The organism is Allorhizobium paknamense, assembly GCF_030815125.1.
Classification (GTDB): Bacteria; Pseudomonadota; Alphaproteobacteria; order Rhizobiales; family Rhizobiaceae; genus Allorhizobium; species Allorhizobium paknamense.
Genome location: NZ_JAUSWH010000013.1, coordinates 118,840 through 133,690 on the forward strand (window position 1 = coordinate 118,840; position 14,851 = coordinate 133,690).

At 59.2% G+C, this 14,851-nt stretch carries 15 protein-coding genes; 8 read left to right on the forward strand and 7 right to left on the reverse strand.

What is annotated here, in order from left to right; genetic code table 11:
• Window positions 1–64: 64 nt before the first annotated feature.
• The 6 genes from bamA to lpxB are packed head-to-tail and all read left to right on the forward strand — an operon-like array spanning window position 65 to window position 6,833.
• A complete protein-coding gene (bamA, locus tag QO005_RS18080; protein WP_307159458.1) occupies window positions 65–2,401 on the forward strand; it encodes an outer membrane protein assembly factor BamA in 2,337 nt (778 codons plus the stop codon).
• A gap of 50 nt (window positions 2,402–2,451) precedes the next feature.
• Window positions 2,452–3,513, forward strand: a complete 1,062-nt coding sequence (gene lpxD / locus QO005_RS18085; RefSeq protein WP_307159459.1) for a UDP-3-O-(3-hydroxymyristoyl)glucosamine N-acyltransferase — start codon at window positions 2,452–2,454, stop codon at window positions 3,511–3,513.
• Window positions 3,510–3,974 (forward strand): 3-hydroxyacyl-ACP dehydratase FabZ, encoded by a 465-nt coding sequence (gene fabZ, locus QO005_RS18090; RefSeq protein ID WP_307159460.1) that lies wholly within the window; start codon window positions 3,510–3,512, stop codon window positions 3,972–3,974. The genes lpxD and fabZ overlap by 4 nt, the downstream gene beginning before the upstream one ends.
• Window positions 3,971–4,786, forward strand: a complete 816-nt coding sequence (gene lpxA / locus QO005_RS18095; RefSeq protein WP_307159461.1) for an acyl-ACP--UDP-N-acetylglucosamine O-acyltransferase — start codon at window positions 3,971–3,973, stop codon at window positions 4,784–4,786. The genes fabZ and lpxA overlap by 4 nt, the downstream gene beginning before the upstream one ends.
• Window positions 4,783–5,655, forward strand: coding sequence for an LpxI family protein (locus QO005_RS18100; RefSeq protein ID WP_307159462.1), 873 nt, complete (start codon window positions 4,783–4,785; stop codon window positions 5,653–5,655). The genes lpxA and QO005_RS18100 overlap by 4 nt, the downstream gene beginning before the upstream one ends.
• Complete coding sequence (gene lpxB / locus QO005_RS18105; RefSeq protein WP_307159463.1) at window positions 5,649–6,833, forward strand: lipid-A-disaccharide synthase; 1,185 nt, start codon at window positions 5,649–5,651, stop codon at window positions 6,831–6,833. Before QO005_RS18100 ends, lpxB begins: the two co-directional genes overlap by 7 nt.
• Window positions 6,834–6,952: 119 nt before the next feature.
• Here the strand turns inward: lpxB and fghA are convergent, their stop codons facing one another.
• From fghA to QO005_RS18140, 7 genes are all read right to left on the reverse strand, one after another.
• A complete protein-coding gene (gene fghA / locus QO005_RS18110) occupies window positions 6,953–7,786 on the reverse strand; it encodes an S-formylglutathione hydrolase (protein WP_307159464.1) in 834 nt (277 codons plus the stop codon).
• 18 nt (window positions 7,787–7,804) lie between these two features.
• Window positions 7,805–8,479 carry a DUF1345 domain-containing protein gene (locus tag QO005_RS18115; RefSeq protein ID WP_307159465.1) on the reverse strand — a complete coding sequence of 225 codons (675 nt, stop codon included), beginning with the start codon at window positions 8,477–8,479 and terminating at the stop codon, window positions 7,805–7,807.
• Window positions 8,476–8,934 carry a YaiI/YqxD family protein gene (locus QO005_RS18120; RefSeq protein ID WP_307159466.1) on the reverse strand — a complete coding sequence of 153 codons (459 nt, stop codon included), beginning with the start codon at window positions 8,932–8,934 and terminating at the stop codon, window positions 8,476–8,478. Before QO005_RS18120 ends, QO005_RS18115 begins: the two co-directional genes overlap by 4 nt.
• A complete protein-coding gene (locus QO005_RS18125; RefSeq protein WP_307159467.1) occupies window positions 8,931–9,533 on the reverse strand; it encodes an MOSC domain-containing protein in 603 nt (200 codons plus the stop codon). Before QO005_RS18125 ends, QO005_RS18120 begins: the two co-directional genes overlap by 4 nt.
• A gap of 119 nt (window positions 9,534–9,652) precedes the next feature.
• On the reverse strand, window positions 9,653–10,780 hold the full coding sequence (locus tag QO005_RS18130; RefSeq protein WP_307159468.1) for an S-(hydroxymethyl)glutathione dehydrogenase/class III alcohol dehydrogenase: 1,128 nt from the start codon (window positions 10,778–10,780) through the stop codon (window positions 9,653–9,655).
• A 264-nt stretch (window positions 10,781–11,044) separates the two neighbouring features.
• Window positions 11,045–11,425 (reverse strand): hypothetical protein, encoded by a 381-nt coding sequence (locus QO005_RS18135; RefSeq protein ID WP_307159469.1) that lies wholly within the window; start codon window positions 11,423–11,425, stop codon window positions 11,045–11,047.
• 140 nt (window positions 11,426–11,565) lie between these two features.
• Window positions 11,566–12,501 carry a DMT family transporter gene (locus tag QO005_RS18140; protein ID WP_307159470.1) on the reverse strand — a complete coding sequence of 312 codons (936 nt, stop codon included), beginning with the start codon at window positions 12,499–12,501 and terminating at the stop codon, window positions 11,566–11,568.
• Window positions 12,502–12,727: 226 nt separating this feature from the next.
• On the opposite strand from QO005_RS18140, the gene QO005_RS18145 reads away from it, so the two are divergent.
• Window positions 12,728–13,687, forward strand: coding sequence for an aliphatic sulfonate ABC transporter substrate-binding protein (locus tag QO005_RS18145; protein WP_307159498.1), 960 nt, complete (start codon window positions 12,728–12,730; stop codon window positions 13,685–13,687).
• A 199-nt stretch (window positions 13,688–13,886) separates the two neighbouring features.
• A complete protein-coding gene (locus tag QO005_RS18150; RefSeq protein WP_307159471.1) occupies window positions 13,887–14,849 on the forward strand; it encodes an aliphatic sulfonate ABC transporter substrate-binding protein in 963 nt (320 codons plus the stop codon).
• The last annotated feature ends 2 nt before the right edge of the window (window positions 14,850–14,851 follow it).

Below are 14,851 nucleotides of genomic sequence, written 5' to 3' on the forward strand. Positions count from 1 at the left end.
ACCACCAACGGACCGGAGTCGGTTTTCTGGCCGAGGTACAACGGAAAAAAGGTTAGAAGTTCACATGAAGGCTGGTTCAAGATTTTTGAACGCAGTATCGGCGGTTGCGCTGTCTGCTGGTGTAGTGTCCTCGAGTGCAGGCATCCTGATCCTCGGCTCTGCCGCTGTGGCTGAGGCTGCAGTGATCCAGCGCATCGACGTGCGGGGGGCGAGCCGCGTCGGCACGGAAGCCGTGCGCTCCAACGTGACGATCCAGCCTGGCAAGACATTCTCCAATACCGATATCGATGAGTCCGTTCGTCGCCTCTACGCCACCGGCTATTTTTCCGATGTGAAGATGTCGGTTTCCGGAAGCACGCTGGTGGTGTCGGTCAGCGAAAACCAGCTGGTCAACCAGGTCGTGTTCAACGGCAACCGCAAGATCAAGGACGACAAGCTCACGACCATCGTGCAGACGCAGCCGCTTGGTCCGTACAGCAAGGAACTGATCGACTCCGATATCAAGCGGATCAAGGAAGCCTATGCTGCCATTGGTCGTAACGATGTGCAGGTTACGACCCAGGTCGCCAATGTTGCGCCGGGTCGTGTCAACCTCGCTTTCGTCATCAATGAAGGCGACCGCACCAAGATCGCATCGATCAACTTCACCGGCAACCAGGCTTATGGCGACAGCCGTCTTGCCGCCGTGATCGCGACCAAGCGTTCCAACCCGCTGTCGTTCCTGACGCGCAAGGACATTTACAACGAAGACAAGCTGCGCGCCGATGAAGAGTCGCTGCGTCAGTTCTACTACAATCACGGCTATGCCGACATGCGCGTCATCTCTTCCGATGCGGCGCTGAACGAGCAGACCAATGAATACACCATCAACATCACCATTGATGAAGGCCAGCGCTACAAGTTCGGCAATATCGATGTCGAAAGCTCTGTTGAAGGTGTTGATGCCAATGAGCTGAAGGCTCTGGTGTCCACCCATTCCGGCGATGTCTACAGCGCCAAGGAAATCCAGAAGTCGATGGAAGCGATTTCGCAGCGTGTGTCCGCCAAGGGTTATCCCTTTGCGCGCGTCGTGCCGCGCGGCAATCGCGACATGGGCACTGGTACGATCGGCGTGACCTACATGGTCGACCAGGGCGAGCGCGCCTATGTTGAGCGGATCGATATCCGCGGCAATACCCGCACGCGTGACTATGTTATCCGCCGCGAGTTCGACATCAGTGAAGGTGATGCCTTCAACCAGGAAATCATCACGCGGGCCAAGAAGCGCCTTGAAGCTCTGGGTTACTTCAGCTCGGTGAACATCACCACCGCGCAGGGAAGTGCGCCTGACCGCGTCGTCATCGTCGTCAATGTCGAAGATCAGTCCACGGGCTCCTTCGGGATCGGCGCCGGTTACGCTGCTGGTGGCGACGGTCTGCTGCTCGAAGCCTCAGTCGAGGAAAAGAACTTCCTCGGTCGTGGGCAGTACATCCGCGTGTCTGCCGGTGCGGGCACGGATAACAGCCAGACCTACAACATCTCGTTCACCGAGCCTTATTTCCTCGGCTATCGTCTTGCTGTGGGCTTTGACCTGTTCAAGAGCAGCACCAGCAGCAATGACTACTACGATTATAACGAGCTCGGCGGCACGCTGCGTGTCACCGCGCCGATCACTGAAAACCTGGCCACGACCTTCCGCTACACCTACAAGCAGCTGAAGTATGAAGGCACGGATGACTGGCAAACCGGCCTGTCCCAGCCCTACCAGGATCTCGTGAATGGCAGCCCCTGGGTTCAGTCTTCGGTCTCGCAGAGCTTGGTCTACAACACGCTTGATGACCGTAACCTGCCGCATGAAGGCATTTACGCGAGCTTCACGCACGAGTTTGCCGGTCTCGGTGGCGACTCGGAATATTACAAGCTCTACGGTAAGGCGCGCATCTTCAAGTCGCTGTCGGATGAGCACGATATTATCGGCTCGCTGTCGGTGGGTGCAGGTCATGTCTTGCCCACGGGTGACAACCTGAACATCTTCGACCAGTTCCAGCTGGGCGGCAAGGAAATCCGCGGCTTCGAGAACAATGGTATCGGCCCGCGCATGACCGGCTTCAAGGATGATGCGCTCGGCGGCACCACCTATTTCACGGTGTCTGCTGAAGCCAGTGCCCCGATGCCGTTCGTGCCGCAGGATGCCGGCTTGCGAATCGCCGTCTTCTCGGATGCCGGTACGCTCTACGGCAACAAGGTTGCCAACAGCGCCGGTGTACAGGGCGAGGATATGGCTTGGCGTGCGTCCGTGGGTGCCGGTATCGTCTGGGCTTCGCCATTCGGTCCGCTGCGCTTCGACTATGCCGAGCCGATCGTCAAGGAAGATTACGACCGCGTTCAGCAGTTCCGATTCTCCATTGCTAACCAGTTCTGATTTCTGTAGTCCAAGGCGCAGACAAAACGACCAGTCTGGGACCTTGGTATATGGATCATGAGCATTTCTTTCCGCCCCATGCGGGAGTCAGTTTGAAAGAGCTGGCGGCCCGCCTTGGGGCGGAACTGATTGGAGACGGGGCTGAAGAGCGGATCATCCGCAGTATCGCCCCAGTCTATCGCGCCAAGCCGCATGAACTTGGCTATATTCTTTCCCGAAAGAACAAGGGTGAGCTGGACACCAGCCAGGCAGGCGCCATCCTGTGTGAAGAGGCGCTGCGTTCGCTTATCCCTTCTCACATCCCGGTATTGCTGACGAAGGCACCCCATACGGCCTTCGCGCTCGCAGGGCAGATCCTGCATCCCGAGGCGGCTCGTCCCGGTCCCATTTCGTCTGCTGGCCAGGGGATTTCGCCGGGCGCACATGTCGACCCGACAGCCAGGCTGGAGCCTGGAGTGACGGTCGAGGCTGGAGCGGTGATCGGCGCTCATGTGGAGATCGGGACGGGGTCCTATATCGGTCCTGCTGCCGTCATCGGTGCGGGCGTGAAGATCGGCCGCGATAGTTCCGTGGCCGCGGGAGCCTCGGTTTTTTCCGCCTATCTTGGCAATGGCGTTATCATCCATAATGGTGCGCGTATCGGGCAGGATGGCTTCGGCTATGCACCCGGTCCGCGCGGCATGGTCAAGATCGTGCAGATTGGCCGTGTGATCATTCAGGATCATGTGGAAATCGGGGCAAATACCACAATCGATCGCGGCACCATGGATGACACGGTCATTGGCGAGGGCACCAAGATCGATAATCAGGTGCAGATCGCTCACAATGTCCGCATTGGCCGTCATTGCGGCATCGTTGCGCAGGTGGGTATCGCCGGCAGCACGGTGATCGGTGATGGCGTCATGATCGGTGGCGGCACCGGGGTGAACGGCCACGTTCACATTGGGGACGGTACGCAGATTGCGGCATTCAGTGGTGTTATGTTCGACCTGCCGCCCGGCCAGAAATTCGGGGGAATTCCGGCGCGGCCCTTGCCCGATTTCTTGAGGGAATGTGCCGAGATCATGGGCCGTGCAGGTAATGCGTTGAAGACACGGAAGGGGAAAAAATGACGACAGACGTGAAGGAATTGGGGTCGCTCGATATTCTCGAGATCATGAAGCTGATCCCGCATCGCTATCCGTTCCTGCTGGTGGATCGCATCATCGAGATCGACGGCGACAATTCCGCTATTGGCCTCAAGAATGTTACCATCAACGAACCTTTCTTTGCCGGGCATTTTCCCGGTTATCCGATCATGCCGGGGGTTCTGCTGATCGAGGCCATGGCGCAGACGGCTGGCGCCATCTGTGCGCTGAAGGAAGGCACGAAGGATCATCTGGTTTATTTCATGATGATCGACAATGCGCGTTTCCGTAAGCCTGTGGTTCCGGGTGATCGCGTCGAGTTCCATGTCGTGAAGCAGAAGCAGCGCGGCAAGATCTGGATGTTCAAGTGCGTCGCCAAGGTCGATGGCGGTACGGTTGCCGAGGCTGATATCGGCGCGATGATGAGACCAAGGGACGAACAATGAGTGCGGTTGCAGCGAGCGCTGAAATCCATCCGTTGAGTGTTGTCGAGGATGGCGCCGTGATCGGCGACAATGTCCGCATCGGCCCTTTCTGCCATGTGGGGGCCAAGGTGGTGCTGGGTGAAGGCACCGTTTTAATCTCGCATGCCGTTGTCACGGGCAAGACGGTGCTGGGGCGCAACTGCCGGATTTTTCCGAACGCCGTTATCGGTGGCGAACCGCAGAGCATTCATCACAATGGCGAGGAAACGACCCTCACCGTCGGTGACAATTGCACCATGCGCGAAGGCGTCACGATGAATTGCGGTACTGTCGAAGGCGGTGGCAAGACCGTTGTTGGCAACAACAATCTTTTTCTCGCCAACTCGCATGTGGCGCATGATTGCCAGTTGGGCAACGGCATCATCCTGTCCAACAATGTCATGCTGGCCGGTCATGTGAAGATTGACGACCGCGCCATTCTGGGCGGCGGTTCGGCGGTGCATCAGTTTACCCGCATCGGGCGTCAGGCCTTCATCGGCGGGCTTTCTGCCTGCAGCTATGATGTCATTCCCTATGGCATGCTGAACGGCAATCCCGGTCTTCTGGGCGGTCTCAACGTGGTGGGCATGACGCGGGCCGGTATGGATCGCGCCACCATTCACCGGGTGCGCAAGCTCTTCAAGGCGCTGTTCGATGAGGAGGGCGCGATCCGCGAGAAGGCAACTGCCGCCCGCGAGGAATTTGCAGACTGCAAGGAAGCGATGGAAATCCTCGATTTCATCGCCGCCGAGAGCGATCGCGCCCTGTCGTCGCCGTTCCGTGGCAAAGCGTGACGGCGAGGGCTGACCAGGGCAGGCTTGCTATCATTGCCGGCAGCGGCATGCTGCCGGTCTATGTGGCGGAGGCTGCCCGTGCTTCAGGCGAAAATCCGGTGATCCTGCCGCTTCTTCATGAGGCCGATCAGCGCTGGGAAGGTTTCGATACCGCACCGATGGGCGTGGGGGATGTTGCGGGCTTGGCCCGCAATGTCAAACAGTTCGGCATTGACCGCGTGGTGATGTCGGGTGGGGTGCGCAAGCGCCCGGCCTTCCGTGATATTCACGTCAATTTTGCCTTCCTGAGAAAATTGCCGCATGCCGTGCGCACGCTGTTGTCCGGCGGCGATGATGCCGTGCTGAAAATGGTGATCGGGCTGATCGAGTCCCAGGGCTGCCGTGTGATTGGCGCGCATGAGATCGTGCCGCAATTGCTGGCCGAACGGGGTCCGCTTGGGGCTCATGCGCCGACTGAGGACGACAGGCGGGACATTTTGAAGGCCGCGCAGGCCGCAGATGCGCTGGGCAGGCTGGATGTGGGGCAGGGCGCTGTCAGCGTTGGTGGCCGCATCGTTGCGCTGGAAGGCGTGGAGGGGACTGACCGCATGCTCACCCGCGTGGCGGATCTTCGCGCGGAAGGCCGTATCTCCGCCCGTCGCAAGGGCGTGCTGGTCAAACTCTGCAAACCGCAGCAGGATATTCGCGCCGATTTGCCCACCATCGGCCTTTCCACCGTTGAAAACGCCGCCAAGGCAGGGCTTGCCGGTATTGCCGTGCAGGCTGGCCGGGCACTGCTTTTGCAGCGGCAGGAAACCTTGCATCGTGCCGATGCGCTTGGCATTTTCATTTGTGGCATCGATCCCGAAGATGGGGAGACACCATGGTAAGCGCGAAGCGACTGAAAATAGCCGTGCTGGCAGGGGAGGTTTCCGGCGATTTGCTGGGCGGGGATTTGATATCCGCTCTCAAGCGCGACTATTCCGGCCCCGTCGATCTGGTTGGCGTCGGCGGCCCTGCCTTGCAGGCGGAGGGCTTGCGCTCGCTCTTCGATTTCTCTGAACTGTCTGTCATGGGCGTTACCCAGGTGCTTGCCCGCCTTCCCAGGTTTATCTCGCTCATCCGCAGCACGGCAAAGGCGCTGATTGTTGAGCGGCCTGACGTTCTTCTGATTATCGACAGTCCCGATTTTACCCACAGGGTGGCGAAAAAGGTGAGGGCGGCGCTGCCGGGCGTGCCCGTGGTCAATTATGTCTGCCCCAGTGTCTGGGCCTGGAAGGAATATCGCGCCCAGGCCATGCTTTCCTATGTGGATCGCGTGCTGGCCGTGCTGCCTTTCGAGCCGGCGGTGATGGAGCGGCTTGGCGGGCCACAGACACATTTTGTCGGCCATCGGCTGGCATCGGCGCAGGCGCTTCTGACCTGCCGGGCTGCCCGCTCGCTGCGGCCCGTTCCGGCAGCGGAGGAGCCGAAGACGATCCTGCTCCTGCCGGGATCACGCAAGGCGGAGGTCGCGTCACTCCTACCGATTTTTGGCGAGGCGGCGCAGGTTTTCGTGGAGCGCAACGGGCCGACGCGGTTTTTGCTGCCCACCGTGCCGCGCCGGGAGGCTGAGGTGCGTGAGGGTGTTGCAGGCTGGGCCGTCAAGCCCGAGATCATTATGGGCGAGGAGGAGAAATGGCGGGCCTTTGCCGACGCCGATGCCGCCATGGCTGCTTCCGGCACGGTGGTGCTGGAACTGGCGCTGGCCGGTGTTCCCGCCGTTTCGACCTATAAGACGGATTGGCTGATCAAGCTCCTGCACAAGCGCATCAAGATCTGGACGGGCGTTTTGCCCAATATCATTATCGATTATCCGGTCGTGCCGGAATATCTGAACGAACAGCTGCGCGCAGGCGCCGTTCTCAGATGGATGGAGCGGCTTTCGACCGAGACGCCGGAGCGCCGCGCCATGATGGCCGGCTATGACCGGCTCTGGCAGATGATGCAGACAGAAACCCCCGCCGGTGAAGCGGGGGCGTCGGTTCTGCTTGATCTCCTGCGGGAGCGCGGAATTCTGGTGGGCTGATTTAAAGCATGTCGCGCAAAAGTGTGCAGCGGTTTTGCGATAACGACATGCGTTAAACCAAGAACGTAAAGCACGTTGCATGAGGCTGATAAGCCGAAACGGGCTTTACGGGATTGACCCTAACGCAAACGGTCCGCGTGCCAGCGCAGGTGATCGTCCATGAAGGTGGAAATGAAATAATAGGAATGGTCGTAGCGTTCATGCTGGCGCAGCGTCAGCTGAACGTCGGTGCCCTTCACGGCATCTTCCAACAGCCAGGGCATCAGTCCGGTTTCCAGGAAGCTATCGGCCTTGCCCTGATCCACCAGAAATTCCGGAAAGCGAGCGCCATCTTCGATCAAGGCGCAGGCGTCATAGGCGCGCCAAAGGGCACGGTCGCTGCCCAGATATTTCTCGAAGGCATCCTGTGTCCAGTCTGCCTTGAGCGGGCTGACAATGGGGGCGAAGGCAGAGCAGCTCTTGAAGCGGTCAGGGTTTTTCAGGGCGATGGTCAGCGCTCCGTGGCCGCCCATCGAATGGCCAAAAATGCCTTGCCGCGTCATGTCGGCGCGGAAGGTCTCCGCGATCAGGGCCGGCAGTTCCTCGGTGATATAGCTGTACATCTGGTAATGCTCGACCCAGGGCGCTTGCGTGGCATTCAGATACATGCCGGCACCCTTGCCCATTTTCCAGTTGGTGGCCTCATCGGCCACGTCATTGCCGCGCGGGCTCACATCCGGGCAGACGATGATCAGGCCAAGCTCGGCTGCGAGGCGGCGATATTCGCCCTTTTCCATTACATTGGCATGGGTGCAGGTCAGGCCGGAGAGATACCAGAGCACCGGGCGCTTTTCTTCAATCGCTTGCGGCGGCACGAAGACGGCAAAGGTCATGTCGCATTTGCAGGCGTCCGAACTGTGGGAGAACACGCCCTGCATGCCGCCGAAAGCGGTGTTTTGGGAAAGAATGTTCATGGGAAAACTCCGGAAAGATCAGCCGGCGAGGGCAACAGCAGCATTGACCGCCGCTGCCACCAGCACGGTGTTGAAGAAGAAGGACGTCACGGCATGCAGGATGTTGACGCGCCGCATGGCCGTGGTGGTCACCGCCACGTCGGAGGTTTGGGCGGTCATGCCGATGACCAGTGAGAAATACAGAAATTCATAGGCGCCCGGCTCTTCCGTTTGCGGAAAATCCAGCCCGCGATGCGGCTCTGTGCTGTCGCCCGCTGGCTGATGCTGCCAGAAGCGGTGCGCATAATGCATGGCGAACATCACATGAATAGTGAACCAGCCGCCGATGACTGAGGCAAAGGCCAGTGCCACTTCCAGCAGGCTTTCGGAGCCGTTGCCACGGTTCAGCGCGTTGAACAAGGCAACGACCGCTGCCCCGACCGCCACCAGGCTGACCATGGGAATGGCAATGGTGGGGGCATCGTCGCGCTGCGGACTGGTTTTCAGCCGCTGTGCCGTCACACCTGGAATGCGCCTTGCCATGGCGGCAAGATAGAGCACGAAGAAGATGATGGCCGAAAGCTCCACGGCCAATTGCGGCTTCAGCGCCAGGAACACCGGAAGCGAACAGATGCCGATCAGGCCCGCCCGATAGAAGGGGCTATGCCGGTGGCGGCGCAGCAGAAAGAGAAAAGGCTTTTTCTTTGCGGTCATGGTTGCGCCATGGATTTGGCCTTTCGGCACAGCCGGTCGAGGGTTTCCAGAAATTGCGAGCGATCCCGCTGGGTGAAGGCGGCATTATATCCCTTGCTTTCACCGGTTTCGCGCAGATGCGCGCCAAGGTCCCGCATGGCGCTGGCCATGCCGATATTCGTCTGGTCGAAAACTCGCCCGGATGGCCCCGTCACCAGCGCACCGGCGGCCACACAACGCACGGCCAGAGGGACATCGGCGGTGATGACGATATCACCGGTCGTGGCGTGCTCGGCAATCCAGTTATCTGCGGCATCGAAGCCATTCGAGACAATGACATTGCGCACCATGGGATCGCGGGACGGCCTGAGGCCGGAATTGGCAACGAAGGTCACCGGCAGGTCATGCCGCTCCGCGACCCTTAAAATTTCCTGCTTCACCGGGCAGGCATCGGCATCGACATAGATGCTGGTCATACCCGTTCCAAAGGTTGGTGAGGCAAGGGCGGCAATTCAACGGTGATTTCGTCATTCACCCTCACGTCGCCACCTTGCAGGACGATTGCCATGATGCCCGCCTTGCGGATGAGATGCCCCTGTTCATCGCGATCCAGCACGGCAGCAGTCAGGCCTTTTGAATAGGTGTCGAGTTGAGCGCAGGGATTACGCAGGCCCGTCACTTCCATCACGGCTTGGCCAACGATCAGTTTCGCGCCCCGAGGCAGGTTCAGGAGGTCGATATTTCGCGTGGTGATATTCTCTCCCATCACACCGGGTGCGACGGGAAAGCCCTGGGCCTGCAGTGCATCGATCAACTCGCCATGAATGAGGTGGACCTGTCGCAGGTTAGGCTGCGACGGGTCTATTTTCACGCGAGAGCGGTGCTTGACTGTTTCACCGCAATGGGCGTCGCCTTCCACGCCTTTTCCCGCCAGCAGCGTGATTTTCTCCACGCATTGCTTTGAAAAGTCATGGGAGGCGCTGACGGCCAGAGCTTCTACTTTTCCTCTTTGTTTTAACGTGTTTCCGGACGGAAAACCGGATTCCAGTTTTCCTGGAAACACTTCAGGAGGCATCGCTTTACTCCAGATTCTTAGAGCATAATCCGACCGGAGTGAAACGAGGATCGATAAGATTATGCTGCAAAAATAATAAGTTAGAGCGCAGATCTGATTCAATCAGATCGAAAAGCGCTCTAATAAACCACGACGCCGCGGATGCTTTCGCCCTTGTGCATCAGCTCGAAGCCCTGGTTGATGTCTTCCAGAGGCATGGTGTGGGTGATCATCGGATCGATCTGGATCTTGCCGTCCATGTACCAGTCGACGATCTTCGGAACGTCGGTGCGGCCGCGCGCGCCGCCGAAGGCGGTGCCCATCCACTGGCGGCCGGTGACGAGCTGGAAGGGCCGGGTGGAAATCTCCTGACCTGCGCCCGCCACGCCGATGATGACGCTCTTGCCCCAGCCGCGATGGGCCGATTCCAGCGCCTGCCGCATGACGCGGGTATTGCCGGTGCAGTCGAAGGTATAGTCGGCGCCGCCGATCAGGTCGCCATTGCGCTTCGTCATGTTGACGAGATAGGGCACGATGTCGTCGCCGACGTCTTTCGGATTGACGAAATGCGTCATGCCGAACTTCTCGCCCCAGGCCTTGCGGTCAGGATTGATGTCGACGCCGATGATCATGTCCGCCCCCGCAAGCCGGAGGCCCTGCAAGACGTTGAGGCCGATGCCGCCAAGGCCGAAGACGATGGCCGTGGAGCCGATTTCCACCTTGGCCGTGTTGATCACCGCGCCGATGCCGGTGGTGACGCCGCAGCCGATATAGCAGATCTTGTCGAATGGCGCGTCCGGGTTGACCTTGGCCACGGCGATTTCCGGCAGAACCGTGAAATTGGCGAAGGTCGAGCAGCCCATATAATGATGGATCTTGTCCTTGCCGATGGAAAAGCGGCTGGTGCCGTCCGGCATCAGGCCCTGTCCCTGGGTGGAGCGAATGGCGGTGCACAGATTGGTCTTGCGCGACAGGCAGGAATAGCATTCGCGGCATTCGGGCGTGTAGAGCGGAATGACGTGATCGCCCTTCTTGACCGAGGTGACGCCCGGTCCGACATCCACCACGATGCCAGCGCCTTCATGGCCCAGAATGGCTGGAAACAGGCCTTCGGGGTCCGCGCCGGACAGCGTGAAATCATCGGTGTGGCAGATGCCCGTGGCCTTGACCTCGATCAGCACTTCACCGGCCTTCGGGCCTTCGAGCTGCACGGTCATGATTTCCAGCGGTTTGCCAGCCTGCACGGCAACGGCGGCGCGTACGTCCATATCAATGCTCCCTACATGTATAATGGCAAGGGCCGTTTTGCGGTCACCCTGCCAATCCTGACGGCAACTTGCCACGGCAGAGCCTGCCGCTTCAAGCAATTAGAGCGTTTCATTGCTTCGCGGAAACATTGAAACGCTCTAACTCGTTGTTTTTACGCATTTCCGGACGGAAAACCGCTATCCACTTTTCTCAGGACAATGCTCTGACCGTTTGCTTTCGTCAATGTCCCGAAAAGGTCCGGGACCGGTTGCCGCCGTCCTATCTCAGGCTGCGGCCACCGGCTTTGCTCCGTCTATGCCAATCCATCCGCCTGTTTCCCGCGCAGTGCGAAGAGCCGCAAAGCTCTCGGCCACCAGGATCTTCAAGAGATGCGTCAGCATCGCCGATTCCAGCGGGGAATTGACCCGGCCCTCAGTGGTAAAGGTTTCGAAAATCCACAATAGCTTGGCCTGATCCACCCGATTTTCCGGCGGCATGCGATGCAGAATGAAATCGGCGACGGATTCGATGAAAAATGTCTCCCATTCCGGACATTTTTCCGGGCAGAAGCTGTTCAGCACCAGCAGCGTCAGAAGATCTTCATGGGATCTGACGCCTTCCGGCAGCCCGAATTTTTTCAGCAGACTTACGTCATGGCTCTCCATTCTCCGCTTTCCGGCTATGACGCAGGCCGGAAAGGAGAGGCGAAAATCATTCATCCCCAACCCCGTTTCATCATGAAACTACCTATGGCTTTATGGGTCAATATCCTGCCATCGGCTTAAGGTTGATGGTTAACGCATGTTTAAACCGGGTTTAGAACTGGTTCTTTTTGGGTCTTCCGCTGTTCACGCCAGAGAATGAACAGTCCTGAACCGACGATAATCAGAATTCCGCACCACTTTGACACTGTTGGAAAGTCTCCGAACAGCAGATAACCCAGAATGGTTGCGGCAATGATCTCGAAATACTGGAAAGGCGCCAGCACGGAGAGCGGCGCCATGCGGAAGGCCTTGACCACCAGCAGATGCAGATAGCCAGAAAGCGCGCCCAGGATCACCAGCAGGGAAAGGCCGAGACCGTTTGCGGGCAGGGAAGGGATGAAATCCTCATGGCCCGCCGCTGAACCGGCCAGAATGGCAAGGGCCATGAAGGCGGTTCCGCCGAAACCGGACATGGTTTGCATGGTCATGGGACTGTCCGCATCGCCCAGCGCCCGATTGAGAAACATATAGAGTGCAAAGAGAAAGGCACAGAGAACCGGCAGCAGCGCCGTCAAGCCGAAGATTTCCCAGCTCGGCTGGATCACGATCATCGCCCCGCCAAAGCCGACGAGAATGGCAAGCCAGCGCCGCCAGCCGACCTTGTCGCCCAGAAAGGCCGCTGAGAGCGCGGTCAGGATGAAAGGCTCGACGAAATAGATGGCGAAGACATCCGCCAGCGGCATGTATTTCACCGCCATGAAAAAGGCGAGGCTGGCCGCCCCATGCAATGCGCCCCGCAGCAGGTTGAGGCCGGGCCGCTTTGCCTTCAGCGCCTTGCGTCCCTGCGTGGCGATGAGAAAGGGCAGGGTAACGGCGATCTGGAAGAAGAAGCGATAGAACGTGACCTGCCCCGGAGACATGCCCTCATAGGTAGCCATGTATTTGGCAATGGCATCCATGCCCGGCAGCAGCATCATGCAGCCAGCCATCAGCATCATACCGCGCAGCAGGGAAGGCGAAGACACAGCCTTGTTCATGTAATGTTCCAATTTTTGTCCCTTTAGATCACGAGTCGTGCATGGATGCAAGGCAAGCGCTCCGTCCGGTGGGCGGCCTGCCTTTTTTCGCCAAGCCCCGTTTCAAGAGGGGAAGTGTTTCGCTTCTCTGCGAGTCTTGAAATCCTATTCCTTATAAAAATGATAGAATTAATTAGTCTGCTTGGAGGAGCGGGCTGACGCCGCTGTGACGATTGGGGAATGAATGATGATTACGCGCAGACGCGGACTTCAACTGGCGGGGATCGCCGCGACCGGACTTCTTCTTGGCCAGACGACTGCCAAGGCGGCAGCGCAGAAAATTCGCATCGGCTGGCAGAAATTCGGGGTGCTGGCGCTGGCCAAGCAACAGGGCGCGCTGGAAAAGCGGTTTGCCGATCGTGGTATTTCTATTGAGTGGTCGGAATTCACCTCCGGCCCCCCGCTTCTTGAAGCGTTGGGGGCGGGCTCGCTGGATTTCGGCCCGACGGGCGATGTGCCGCCGCTGTTTGCCCAGGCTGCGCGCGGCGATCTTCTCTATGTCGGCACCTATCGTCCACCTTCGGCCTTTCATGGCCTGCTGGTGCAGAAGGATGGGCCGACCCAGGGCCTTGCCGATCTGAAGGGTGTGCGGCTGGCCTATAAGCGGGGGTCCAGCGCCCATAATTTTGCTTTCAAGGCGCTGGCCAAGGTTGGGCTGACGCCGAAGGATGTCAAGGAAGTGGATCTTGCGCCGCCGGATGCCGCCGCCGCCTTCAAGAATGGCAGCATCGATGCCTGGGCCATCTGGGATCCCTATTTCGCCATCGCCGAGCAGGACCCGAAAGCACGGCTTTTGACCACCTCGGACGGTATTGTCGAGGCCTGGGGCTATTTCCTCGGCAATGGGGCCTTCACCAAGGCCAATCCGCAGATCGTCAGTGAGATTCTCGATGAATTGCGCAAGGTCGGTACTGCGGCCCAGCAGGATATTGACGGTACGGCCAAGGCGCTTGCCGCCATTACCGGCGTGCCGGAGGATGTGACTCGCGTCACGCTGACCCGCGCCGGGTCCGATCTCGGCCAGATCGCCACCGTTTCCGATGCGGCACTTAACTATCAACAGCAGCTTGCCGATGATTTCCGCGCGCTCGGCGTCCTGCCGAAAAGCCTGAAGATCAGCGACATCGTCTGGCGGCCTGCGGCCTGACCTAGTGGTTTGATTGTGACATTTGCTAGCCTGTGCAGCACCCTCGAGAGCAAATGTCACAATCATGAAAACCACTAGCAACCTTATGATTCTAGTGGAATTTTTGAATTTGACATTTGATCATCGAGACCCCCGCAAATGGGTGTCAAATGTCAAATTCATTCCACTAGCCTTCTAAACCATGACCAAGGAGAGGTTCATGATCCATCGCAGACAAACGCTTGCACTCCTGGGGGCGGGATTTGCAAGCCTTGCCGCGCCTGCCATTCGTCCGGCGCGCGCAGCCGTCAGCCTGCGCATTGGCTGGCAGAAAAATGGGGTCGTGGCGCTTGCCAAGCGGCAGGGTGCTCTGGAAAAGCGGCTTGCCGGCCGTGGCGTGACGGTCACCTGGTCGGAATTTACCTCCGGTCCGCCGCTGCTCGAAGCGCTCGGGGCTGGCGCTCTGGATTTCGGACCCACCGGCGATGTGCCGCCGCTGTTTGCGCAGGCGGCGCGGGGCAATCTCGTTTATGTCGGCGCCTATCGGGGTGCTTCCGCCGGAACCGGCCTGCTCGTCCACAAGGATGCGCCGATCCAGAGCCTTGCCGATCTGAAGGGGCGCAAGCTGGCGTTCAAGCGCGGCTCCAGCGCCCATAATTTCGTGGTCAAGGCCTTGCGCAGCGGCGGTCTGGGTGTCGGTGACGTTCAGGCTGTCGATCTGGCGCCGCCGGATGCGGCGGCAGCTTTCAAGACCGGCAGCATCGATGCCTGGGCCATCTGGGATCCCTATTTCGCCATCGCCGAGGCCGATCCGCAGGCCCGCCTTTTGACCACCGCCGAGGGTATTGTCGATAGCTGGAGCTTCCTGCTCGGCAATCGCAGCTTTGCCGAAGCCAATCCTGAAATCATCACCGAGGTGCTGGATGAGCTTGGCAAGGTCGGAGCGGGCGCCCAGAAAAACCTCGATCAATCCGTGGCCGATCTCTCGGAGATTACCGGCGTGTCTGCCGATGTCACCCGCAAGGTGCTGACCCGGCGCGGCTCCGATCTCAGCAAGATCGGTCCCATTCCTGATGAGGCCGTCGCCTATCAGCAGGCGCTGGCCGATGAATTCTATTCGCTCGGCATCGTGCCGAAGAAGCTCACCATTTCCGATATCGTCTGGCGCGCCAAGGCCAGTTGACC

Coding starts and splice junctions, on each gene's coding strand:
- bamA (WP_307159458.1), top strand. CDS start 65: ATGAAGGCTGGTTCAAGATTTTTGAACGCAGTATCGGCGGTTGCGCTG.
- lpxD (WP_307159459.1), top strand. CDS start 2,452: ATGGATCATGAGCATTTCTTTCCGCCCCATGCGGGAGTCAGTTTGAAA.
- fabZ (WP_307159460.1), top strand. CDS start 3,510: ATGACGACAGACGTGAAGGAATTGGGGTCGCTCGATATTCTCGAGATC.
- lpxA (WP_307159461.1), top strand. CDS start 3,971: ATGAGTGCGGTTGCAGCGAGCGCTGAAATCCATCCGTTGAGTGTTGTC.
- lpxB (WP_307159463.1), top strand. CDS start 5,649: ATGGTAAGCGCGAAGCGACTGAAAATAGCCGTGCTGGCAGGGGAGGTT.
- fghA (WP_307159464.1), bottom strand. CDS start 7,786: ATGAACATTCTTTCCCAAAACACCGCTTTCGGCGGCATGCAGGGCGTG.
- QO005_RS18115 (WP_307159465.1), bottom strand. CDS start 8,479: ATGACCGCAAAGAAAAAGCCTTTTCTCTTTCTGCTGCGCCGCCACCGG.
- QO005_RS18120 (WP_307159466.1), bottom strand. CDS start 8,934: ATGACCAGCATCTATGTCGATGCCGATGCCTGCCCGGTGAAGCAGGAA.
- QO005_RS18125 (WP_307159467.1), bottom strand. CDS start 9,533: ATGCCTCCTGAAGTGTTTCCAGGAAAACTGGAATCCGGTTTTCCGTCC.
- QO005_RS18130 (WP_307159468.1), bottom strand. CDS start 10,780: ATGGACGTACGCGCCGCCGTTGCCGTGCAGGCTGGCAAACCGCTGGAA.
- QO005_RS18135 (WP_307159469.1), bottom strand. CDS start 11,425: ATGGAGAGCCATGACGTAAGTCTGCTGAAAAAATTCGGGCTGCCGGAA.
- QO005_RS18140 (WP_307159470.1), bottom strand. CDS start 12,501: ATGAACAAGGCTGTGTCTTCGCCTTCCCTGCTGCGCGGTATGATGCTG.
- QO005_RS18145 (WP_307159498.1), top strand. CDS start 12,728: ATGATTACGCGCAGACGCGGACTTCAACTGGCGGGGATCGCCGCGACC.
- QO005_RS18150 (WP_307159471.1), top strand. CDS start 13,887: ATGATCCATCGCAGACAAACGCTTGCACTCCTGGGGGCGGGATTTGCA.